General features: G+C 38.8%; 6 protein-coding genes. 1 reads left to right on the plus strand and 5 read right to left on the minus strand.

Annotated elements, in window-relative coordinates:
- From ACSHXM_RS18675 to ACSHXM_RS18695, 5 genes are all read right to left on the minus strand, one after another.
- A partial coding sequence (locus tag ACSHXM_RS18675; protein ID WP_435691330.1) for a sugar kinase occupies positions 1-786 on the minus strand: 786 nt, incomplete at its 3' end.
- Between the two features lie 11 nt (positions 787-797).
- Positions 798-1,880 carry a glycoside hydrolase family 117 protein gene (locus ACSHXM_RS18680; RefSeq protein ID WP_435691332.1) on the minus strand — a complete coding sequence of 361 codons (1,083 nt, stop codon included), beginning with the start codon at positions 1,878-1,880 and terminating at the stop codon, positions 798-800.
- Positions 1,881-2,135: 255 nt separating this feature from the next.
- Positions 2,136-2,858 (minus strand): SapC family protein, encoded by a 723-nt coding sequence (locus ACSHXM_RS18685; RefSeq protein WP_435691334.1) that lies wholly within the window; start codon positions 2,856-2,858, stop codon positions 2,136-2,138.
- A 179-nt stretch (positions 2,859-3,037) separates the two neighbouring features.
- Positions 3,038-5,194, minus strand: a complete 2,157-nt coding sequence (locus ACSHXM_RS18690; RefSeq protein WP_435691336.1) for a hypothetical protein — start codon at positions 5,192-5,194, stop codon at positions 3,038-3,040.
- A gap of 66 nt (positions 5,195-5,260) precedes the next feature.
- Complete coding sequence (locus ACSHXM_RS18695; protein WP_435691338.1) at positions 5,261-8,929, minus strand: TonB-dependent receptor; 3,669 nt, start codon at positions 8,927-8,929, stop codon at positions 5,261-5,263.
- A gap of 807 nt (positions 8,930-9,736) precedes the next feature.
- Between ACSHXM_RS18695 and ACSHXM_RS18700 the strand changes: the two genes are divergently transcribed.
- A complete protein-coding gene (locus tag ACSHXM_RS18700; RefSeq protein WP_435691340.1) occupies positions 9,737-11,257 on the plus strand; it encodes a tryptophan halogenase family protein in 1,521 nt (506 codons plus the stop codon).
- Positions 11,258-11,543: the final 286 nt, after the last annotated feature.

Raw genomic sequence — 11,543 nt, forward strand, 5'->3', positions numbered from 1 at the left:
AAAGGAATCTCCTGCAGCAGTTGAATCCACTTGTTTAGGTGCGGGATTAAATGGAATGTGCGCTTTTTTATGCTCGACATCAAATGTCACTACCCCATCATCACCGCACTTAATCACCAATTCTTCAAAACCAAACTGAGCGATATAATCCAACACTTGATTAGGCGTAGTATGACCATACAATTCAGTATGTTCATCAAGGCCTGGTAAAATAATATCACTTATTGCGTAAGCTTTATCTAGCCATTCAATAGCATGTTGCTTGTCTTGCCACATTTTAGGCCGATAATTAGGATCAAAGGCGATTTGACTACCGAGTTCCTTATATTCGCGCAACATGTCTAAGAAGCCAGATTTACTTTCATCGCTCAAAATACCTAAGGTTAAACCACTGAAAAACACCATTTCAGGTGTATCAATACGATTATGCTTTTGAAATTCCTTAAATAATTCTACGAATTGCGTGGCTGCGGAACCTTTACGCCAATAATAAAATGAGCGCTCACCGGCTTCATCAGTAGCTATAGAATAAATACCTAAATTGGCAGTTTCCGATGACAACAACAAATCAACTTCAATTGATTCATGCTGACAATAATCAACAAACCCTTGGCTATAGGGATCAGAACCAATTCCAGTTAAATAACCAACTTGTACCTCTGGATGTACACGTTTGGCATAGATCGCGGCATTTAAAGTATCTCCAGCATAACCATATGGAATATGGTGTTCACCGGCTTTTCGTAACTCTAACATTCCTTCGCCAATACATAATAAAGCACTCATAATGTTAAACCTTATTGGTGTGCGTTCTGGAACGTGCCTGCATCTAAAACTTGTTTACGTGGTACAAATTTACAAATGTAGTTCCAATTCCAGCTGGTATCGTATTTATGGGTTAATCCCCAAGCTATGCCAGGTGCTGGCAAGGTATTTTCTTTAAACTCTCTAAACAAACCAATTGCTTCAGGTGCCCCTTTAACATGAGCTTTAATAGAGAAGTTAATTCCGTCCGGGGCAAACTGAACCGTGTTTTTTTCTGGTCCATCGGTTGTAATTAATGAAGCGATACCGCCTTGATAATTCCACACAACTACTTCATGCCCACTATTTGAAATTGGGTTATATTCAGACTTAGTGTAAGGGCCTAAAACATTATCGGCAATAGCCACACCATGTTTAATTTCGCGACCGCCCATGTTCATTTCTTCACCCATAGTTTCACCTTTGTAATACAGATAAAACTTATCGTTAAAAAATAAAACACATGGATCATGCACTTTATGACTATCGAAGCTGCCTTTTGAAGACACATGAAAACGATTGTCTTCATCTCCCTTCCATTTCCCATCCATAGCAGGACTTAAAATGGGGGCATCACTTTTATGCCATGGTCCTTGAGGTGAATCTGCCCAAGCTATCGCAATGTGTTCGTATTGACGATTGGTATAGGGAAATTCTACGGTTTGATAAACCAAATAGTACTTATTCTCGTGAACCAATACCTCTGGTGTAAAAACCGCCCGGTCATCAAAACGCCCGGCTTCTCCACGGGTAATTGCTGGGCCTTGTTCTTTCCAAGTAATAGTATCTTCAGACGTTGCATGCCAGACTTCGGTTAGATCCCATGGAAACACTTTATCGTCAGGATTGTCTGATCCAAACCCCACCGTTTCGCCTTGGCCTTTGGTGTACCAGCAATGATAAACCCCATCGACTAAAATAACCGAGGTAGGATCGCGACGTATTACCCCTTCTTCAAAGGCAAAATCACCTTTAAGATCCATTACATCAAACTCGGACAACCAATCAGGCCCTTGTTGATCATATCCACGTTCAATAGCGCGTTTTGTGGCTAGGCTCATTTTTTGTTGAGACATACTTTACCTTTTTGGTTTTTACGCTCATACAGAGAACATAGTTCAATCTGTAAGATGCTTCATTGACAATTTATCTAATATTAACGTACGGCCCCTCAATTGTTAACAATTAAATCAATGCAACCTATCATAACCTTAATAATTACCACAAGAATGGCGTGAAAGTTAAGGGCATTTCATCTTATCTACTGTGTTATTAGGGCTTGGTTATCTTTAGATGGTTTTGCTATTCGACGGCCTTTAACTTTCTTACCTTTACGAACTTGCTGCCCAACGAATTAGCTTTTGTAAATTAATAGTAGAACTTAAAACCAGATGAATCACTTGCAATAAGCCTGATTTGTGCGCTTTTTCTAACGCCTCACCCGACAACTTATCTATGTTTTCCTTATTAAAAGCAAACAAACCGTTTAGTTCTACTTTTCCACGATTAGGGATATCAAGGTTTAAGTTAATGCTTTCAATTAAATTTAATTCATCAGCTAATTTTAATAATTGAATGGTTTGCATAGTTCCACCCATTAATTCACTAAATGTTTGTTCAATACGTTTTAAAAATTCCGTTTTATTGCCCTGTTCATCATAAAGGGGCGTGCCATGCTTTTCGTTTACTTGTTCAGAAAGCAGATCAATAGCAATGTGTGCTTTATCCAAGTTATTATTATCAGGCATAAATGCTTGAAATGGACGACGCATGATATCTAAAGGCAAATATGTCGCTTGCCAGTTGTCACCATTTAAATATAAGTTTTCACCTGATTTAAAACCCAATACTGCCGTTAACTGATATTCTTTAGTACTTGGACTTTGGGTTAAGAAAACAGCATATTCATGTACTAAGGTGCTTAACTCTCCAGCAACTAAAGTGGTAACATTCACATTATGTAATCTAGTGTTTAATTTTGCTGGATCAACCTTGATATTTCTGTGTTTAACGCTATCCAATAATTCAACAGAATTGTTTGTAGTATTTGTCATATATTTCTCATTATTATTAAGTTCTATCTTAATGTATCTTATTCCTTTTTCTTTTTTTCATCCATTAGAATATAGCTAATCTCTTAGTCAACTGTTTGAAATTAAAACAGTTAATAAACCAAACCCATAAAAAAAGCCCTTACATAACTGTAAGAGCCTTTTTAGTGGAACTGGGTACCTTAAGGAATACGTACTATCTCAATATTATCAATAATGTATTGAGCGCCTACACCCTTCAATACAAAATCAACTGTAGCATTTTCTGTGCTCCAATCAGTGTCTGCACCAAATCCCCACCAATGTGACGTTTCGTCAGCAACACCTTGGAATCGGCCTAAAGCATTTCCGTTCCAGATTGTGCTCTGTTTAGTAAACTCAAGACCAGTGTCAGCATTTTTAAATACCACATCAAAGGTATAACCTCCCCATTGATTGATATTCGGATCGGTTCCAGCATCTTTGTTAGCATCAAAGTTTACGTATTGCACATCGAAAGTGACACGATATTTCCCATCAGAAGCGATTGCACCAGTTTCAACAGGGAAGCTGATAGTGACAGCTTCGGTCGCGCCAGTTGTATCAACATAAAGTACTTTATTGCTAGCATCGTTAGTATCTTCTCTCACTTCGACTAAACCACCGCCAGAAGTTGTCGGTACAAAACTATCGTCTTCGAAAGAACCTGGGCTACCAGTCAATATGTCCACACCTTCGATATTGTCATAACGAGTAAAGTTAAAATCATCAAAGGCTGGCATACCATCGTTACCTACCCAAGCGCTCATAACAAACAGACGCAACTGGTCAGCCACATCCATAGGAGTCTCACCGTCTCCATTAGCCGTAGCTAAATAACCTGCCTCTGTATCATACTCAATCATAAGAGGACGCCAAGATGCATTAGCAGGATGCCAAGGACGAGCACCAACCCAAAAGTTATGAGTTCCACTGGTGTCTTTATTAAGCATGATATAAGGTGACGCATCTCCAGCGCCGACATAGGCGTTATAATGGAAATAATACTTACCACCTACTTCCATGTCAGGAAAAACGCTAGCAGGCGTCGCATAATAACAAGGAGCACCTAACATTTGGAAAGAAGAATTACCATTAGCTACAAGTGATGTGGTAATTTCTGCACCGGCACCACAGTTAAATGCTTCAAAACCAGCACCGTCAACTTCAAATCCGACATCCATACCACCGGCTGCTAGTAAGTTAGACTCTACACCGTTAACCGTAATAACTAGCTCTCGCTCGCCATCTGACATATTGCCTTGGTCATCTGCCACTTTCATAGTGAAAGTAAAATCTTTAAAGCTACCCGCTTCAACATCATCGAAATAAGCATTAGGGTTAAAATAAAGAGTATTACCATCGACACGACCCGCAAAAGAGTCTGTGTAAGCCATACCATCTAACATAATCTCGCTAATGATAACCGCATCACCTTCACGTTCTTCAATGTCTTTGGCCAAGTCAACCATTAACATACCGTCAGTTTCGTTGATATTTTCTTTTAAGAAATAATCAAGAACTAATGGAGCACCAGCGATATCTTTAACACCTAACACATTAATAGTCACTTCACGCTCTAAATCGAATCTATGATCGCTTACGGTATAGGTAAAGTTAAAGGTCACTTTTTGTCCGTCAGGAATATCGTTCTCAACCGATGCCACATCAACTTCTAAATTAGAACCATTAATTGTCACTGGAAGTGTGAATGGATTTTCACTACCAGCAACTAAATTACTAAGTGTTAATACTTCATTATCAGCATCACTAACATTCGCTAGCCCATCAATAATTTGTACACCCGCATCCTTAGTGTAATTACTAATAATATTATTAGCGATAACGGGGGCAAAATCTTCACCAGTGATAGTGAAGGTAGCCATACGAGGTGCTTTATTGGCGCCATCTGTAATGTTGTAATTAACAACGATAGTATGCGTTTCATCAGTATCCAATAGTGGTGCTATAGTCACCGGACTAATACCAAATTCGTTTCCTTGAAGTCCTATTCCTAAACCTTCAATTTCTTCAGCTCTATCGCCAGAAGTTTGAACGACCACATCAGTTACAGATAAAAAATTACCATCTGCATCTGTTGCTACGCCTTCTCCTGTTGAAGTACCGGCAGGAGTGCCTAATAAGCTAATAAACTTAATCGCATCCTTTTCGTGAAAGTTGACACTAATATCACCACCATGAACCGGGGCTGAGTTGTTTACTTTTGCTTCTGGGGTGAAATCATCAGATGAACCACACCCTGCTAATGCTGCAAGTATTGAACTTGCTAGTAAAACTTTTGAGCTTTTAATCATTTTCATAACTTTATACCAATATTCTGTTCAATTAATGTGCGAAGTCACCTCCGCACATATAGGTCGATTGTTTTAGAAGTTAACGCGTACACCTAATCGGTAAGTAGTACCTACCTTATATTTGGTATAAGTACGGTGAGTAGGTGCTTCTCCATCTAGTGGATTACCCTCTTCTAGCGCAACAAAGTCATAACCAGCAGCGTTATCAGCAGCAACGCGAACTACGTTTAGCGTGCGGCTCGTAAAGTAAGTACGGTAAGCTTCGTCAGTTAAGTTAATCGCTTGGAAAGTAACAGAGATATCTGGTGACACTTGGTATGAAGCAGATAAATCTAAAGTATTACGCCCTTCATTCCAAATAGAACCTTGGTTCCAACTACGACCATATTGTCCATTTGACCAATCTTTACCCACCAATGAATCGGTTGTGCCTCTAAAGCTCAAACGGACTTGATGACCGCTTTGTTCCCAGAAACCAGTGAAGTTGTAGCTATGCTCTGGTGTATCCGCTACTGGATACGAAGGCAGTAGAATGTTTGGGTTAATAGACGAGTACTCAGACTCGTATTCACTTTGTTGGAAAGTATAATTAGCTGATACCCCTAAACCACCTGTCCATTCAGGTAATCCAAACATTTCAGGTAGGAAGTCATAGGTATGCATATAACCAATTTCTAGACCTTCAATTTCAGCGTTTTTAGCATTGACTGTTTTTGTTACTGTCATGTTTGCACAATTATCAATTGCATCACCGCTGAACGTAGTTGGGTCATTTGCACTATAACCAAATTCAGTTGTGGCTCTAATAGGATGACAGCCGGCTAGATCGCCATCAGTCAAAATTAGGTCATTACCACTTTCCGGCGCGTCAGCTGAGTCTCTAACACTATAGATAGGAGACAATGTTGTTTCACGGTCTGTAAAGTTAGACATATCTTTTTTGAAGAAGGCCGCACTTAACATACCTGTATTACTAAAGTACCACTCTAAAGACAAATCAAAGTTATTTGATTCTAAAGGTTCTAATTGGGTGTTATACATATCAACACGACCAACGTTTAAATTACCACTTCCCCAGTAACTTCCTTCAGATACTTTGTATCCTGGACGTAATAAATCGATTTCTGGACGCGTCATGGTTTTTGACACAGCAAAACGACCAACAAATTCATCCGAAAACGCATAATTAAGATTTAAACTTGGCAATAAATTATCGTATGAGTGTGTTTTGAAAGCAGGAATTGCAGCTACTTCTTTATTAACCGCACTACTACCCCAAGAATAATTGGCAATGGCACCATCTGTTGCACCATTCCACTCAGGTAATGAGCCCCAGCCAAATGTACGACTGGTTGCAACATCAGCATAACGCCACATGGATTGCCATAAAATATCATACTCACCAAATGTAGGTGCGTTGGCCACATCTCCAGCTCGGAACTGATTTAGATGGGCAGCAAAGTCAACATAACGAGAGTCACTACAACCATCAAACTGACCATTGCCGTCTGGATCAAACATTGGAATTGACACCCAAGTAGATGGATCAGGACCGGCGCTCGTATCCCACCCAGTTCCATCAAGTCTTTGATATTTTCTAGCATATTGCTGACCGGTGGGGTCTATAGAACCATAGTTAATTGCTGGACATTCAGGTAAATTTGGATCAGCTAACTGAGACAAGGTATGGCGATCAGCTTCACGTTCTAAATCTGAGCCTCCTTGTTCAAAATAACTCATGCCCGAGTAACCCATGGCTTCGATTTCCGTTTCAACATAACGAACACCGATGTCACCGGTTAACTTACCATCTAAAAATTCGAAATTAGCTTTTAAATAAAGCGCTTTGGTATCAATGTCAGTTTCACGAGAGGCAGTGTTGTCGACATTACGCACTACGTCGCCGTCGCCCAATACCATTTCTTTAGCAAGTTTAACGTCAATTGGCGTCCAACCTACAGTTGCGCCTTCACGACCATAACCTAGTGTTCCCATAAAATCGTCATATGGAATAGGGTCGCCGGCGATGATATCACCACGAATTTCCGACAATGAACCACCCAATTCTACGACTGTTTCTCCGGTCACTGGGTCAGTAATAACTTCTGATGCCTGAAGGGACTGGAAGCTATAAGACTGATCATCCACCATTTTATTACGAGTAGATGTTTTACCACCAAACTCAATCGAGGTAATGCCAAAGGCATCAACATCCCAATCAAAATCAATTTGCGCATTGGTAATGGTATCTTCAACGGTACGGTCACTTTCTCGGATGTATCCTAAATGGAATGCAGCTATATCCTGAGGGTTCAAACCTGTAACAGCAATGTTATCTTCGTTACCAGCGATACGTTGACCTTCTTCTGTAGTATAGGCATATAGATTTTCACCTAAATCTGTAGGCGTATTACCGTAAACAGCACTACAGGTATCACCTGTTGTACAATCTAAACCTACAGGCTCTACATTAGCGCCAGCATCATATAATAGCCTGCCAGGTACTTGTACGTAGTTTTCCATCACAGTAAAGGCACTAGGTAAGTTTACGGATTCACTGTATGAATGTCCTATTTGAGCCTCAACACGAAACTCATCGGTAATTTCAGTTTTGAAGTTTAAGGTTGCACTAAAGTTTTCGTTATCTTGACCACCATCTGAGCGCACCATATTACCGTTACCATAACGGTGGATAGACTTTGTGAGGTCATGGGTGTCAGTATTAACCTGGATCCAATCGATAGGATCACTGAAAGGATTAGGTGGTCTTACAAAGCTGGTTGCTACCGCACCTTCCACCCAGTTAGGGTTATTTGAGGTAGCTTTAGTTTGAAATGCATCATAGGTTCTAACAAGTTCTTGTTGACTGTATGTTGCATCAAACATTATTTCAGTCACATCACCTAACAAGTACTGAATACCGAGTGAAGCTCCTTGACGATTACTTTCATTCTGATGTAACTCATAACCAGCTAGGTTAGGAACTATAGCTTTAACACCAGATATAACATTGCCATTTTGATCAACAGCTTGGCCATACTCTCTCGACTCTATAAAGTTACCCACTTTATACTGGTCTTTACGATAGGCATTTGACTCATCATAAGCAGTCAAAGCCACACCTAAGGTTTCATCTAAGAACTTTTCTGAAACAGCAAATTGCAGCTTATGATTTGATTTATCAGAGAAGTCATTGTAGCGACCTTGTAATGTCATTGAACGCACACTTTCAGATTGGTCAAGCGGACGTACTGTGACTAAGTTAACCGATGCACCTAACGAACCTTCGTCATGGTCGGCACTAGAGGTTTTTACAACTTCAAGCTTAGACAAAATATCCGCAGAGAATGAACTTAAATCAACAGCTTGAGAGAAATCAGTCGAGGTCAATGCCTGTCCGTTTAAGGTAATGCTATTTTGGTTAGCATCCGCGCCACGTACCGTAATCTGCGTGCCTTCACCATCGTTACTAACAACGGTTACACCCGTTACTCGCCCTAGAGCATCAGCGATGTTTTGATCAGTAGACTTACCAATGTCTTCAGAGTTAATCGTATCAGCAATATTTTTCGAGAAGCGTTTATCATTGATTGATTTTACCAAGCTCCCTTTAATACCTGTTATCTCGATGACTTCTACATCATCGCTTTTTTCTTGCTGAGCTAAAGCACTTACGCTTGTCGCGGATAAAACCGCTAAACATATCGAGCTAAGTTTAAAATTGTGTTTGGTCTGTGTCATTTCAGTGTCCCAAAGTCTGGTTATTGAGTGTGGTCGTATTAATAAACCCTGTTACAAAGAAACAATTTATTAACACGATTTACATCACTTTAATCCTGTATACATTATTATGTCAATGACTTTTTGTTAACAATCTTCAATTAACCATAAATAAAATAACCTTAAAAAACTTACACTTATATATACACACAAATTTATTTTACAAATAAAAACACGTGTTTATATACAACGTAAAATAAAATAAAGGGACACGCAGTACAAAAAAACGTTAAATATTGTTAACAGAGTTTGCTAATCTTAGATTCACGACATAATTAATCTTGATGTCAAAACCAACCTTAATTGTTGCTAATAAAGCAACGTAATAGCATTAGCAGGATATAAAAAAACAAATAAAACAAGCGCTTAAACTGATTTGATAAAATGAATTATAAATCATTGTCGCGGTTACATTACTAAAAACAATCTCCAAAATGTCTACAATTAACGATATACAAACGTGGGTTTCATCACACAATAAAAGCGATAATCTTTACATTTTTGTGTAATCACTTTGGTATATATTTAAAGAAGAAAGCACAAAAAAGATTAAATACAAAAAAACAAAAGCATATATAAATACATATTAAACAGGTAAGATTTAGCAAAGGTGATGAATATTATTTGAAATAATTTTTCGCAATTTTTTAAATTATTTCCCGCGAAAAACTAATTTGTAGATGAATAAAATTGATATGCATATAATCAAAACAGACACTATTGCTCTGAGAATCAATTACAAAACTTTAACTCTAATAGGAAAACACTTTGGCTAATAAGAAAAACAAGATAGTAGTTTTAGGTGGCGGAACCGCTGGCTGGGTGACCGCGTCAATACTCTCAAAAAATTTAACAAAAACCAATTATACCGTAACACTAGTAGAGTCTGATGCAATACAACCCGTCGGTGTGGGTGAAGCTAGCATTCCTCCTATTTATTCTTTGATTGAATATTTAGAATTAAATGATAGCGATCTTGTGGCAAAAGTGGACGGAAGTTTTAAATATGGTATCCACTTCGAAAACTGGTCAAAGCCAGGTGAACAATACATGCATGCTTTTGGTGAGCTGGGAACTAAAGTTAATCAGGCGCCTTTCTTAGACTTCTGGTTTAAAACCGCACATCAAACGGGCAGTAATAATATCACCCCCTTTTTCCCATCAGCAGTAGCAGCCTATAATCACAAATTTGCTCCACCGGCCCCAAGACCTAATGGAGCAAAAAGTAACGAGTTTTACCCTTTATGCAACCTATCCTTTGCCTTACATTTCGACGCAAATTTGATGGCTAAATATCTAAAAGCATTTAGCATTAAAAACGGTATTGAACATATCATTGCAACTGTGAAGGATGTGCAATTATCCGCAACAGGGGATATATCTGGTTTAATGTTGGAAAATGGCGAACAAATTGATGGAGATCTATTTATCGACTGTTCGGGTAGTGTAGGCCGTTTAATCCAACAAGAATTAGGTCAAAAAATTGAAGATTGGACAGAGTATTTGCCTTGCGATAAAGCGATTGCGGTGCAAACCGAAAATACATCCGAATCAATCCCCTCTTTTACCAAAGCGATTGCGATGCAAGCAGGTTGGCGTTGGCAAATCCCTCTTCAAAGTAGAACGGGCAACGGTTACGTATATTGTAGCAAATATATTTCTGACGAAGAGGCTAAACAAGAGCTGTTATCTTCATTAGAGGGAAAAGCCCTGACAGAACCTAAAATCATTCCATTTACCACAGGTTGTTTAAACACACCTTGGGTCAAAAACTGTATTGCAATTGGATTATCTAGTGGTTTTATGGAACCAATGGAATCAACCAGTATCCACTTAATTTATCGATACGCCTTGTTATTGCGTAATCAACTAGATGACAACAATTGGACCGATAGATCTCTTTTTAATAACACTTTTGTTTTTGAAACCCAACGTATTCGAGACTTTTTGGTCATGCATTATCATATTAACCAAAAAGAGGACTCTAAGTTTTGGCAAAACTGTAAAGAAATGGCATTACCAGAACGCTTAAAAATGAGATTAGAAGAGTATTCCAAAACAGGTTTTATCAATATCGATGACAGAGAACTATTTAGTTTTGAAAGTTGGGTACAAGTCTTGATAGGACAAAAGTACCTACCAAGCTATGAAAAATTCTCGCAACCCGAGATCCCAACGGATAACGCCATTCAAGTTTTGCAAAATATACATGCCGCCATTCAAAGTGAAGTGACTAAATTACCTGATCACCACATGTTTATTAATAACTTAAAAAAGAAATACGCTTAACTCCCAACACGTCATCAATCGCGGTTAGCTTTCGCCCCTAAACAAGGATTGTAAAGTTAACCGTGCTGTAAGAAGAGTTATAAGCTAAAAACATACCTCTTTATACAATTCAACCAACGATTCAATAGACAATGCGCAAAATGCACAGCGCATCACCTCATGTGCCTCAAAAAATCATTATAACAACGGAATTACGAACCCGTTTTTGTGCCCATGTCCTACCATTGGACGTTCTTTCTCTGTATATGTGATCTCCAAATTGTCCACTGGTCCCATATGTCGGGGT

It is taken from the genome of Paraglaciecola sp. (assembly GCF_051252315.1).
Taxonomy (GTDB): Bacteria; Pseudomonadota; Gammaproteobacteria; order Enterobacterales; family Alteromonadaceae; genus Paraglaciecola.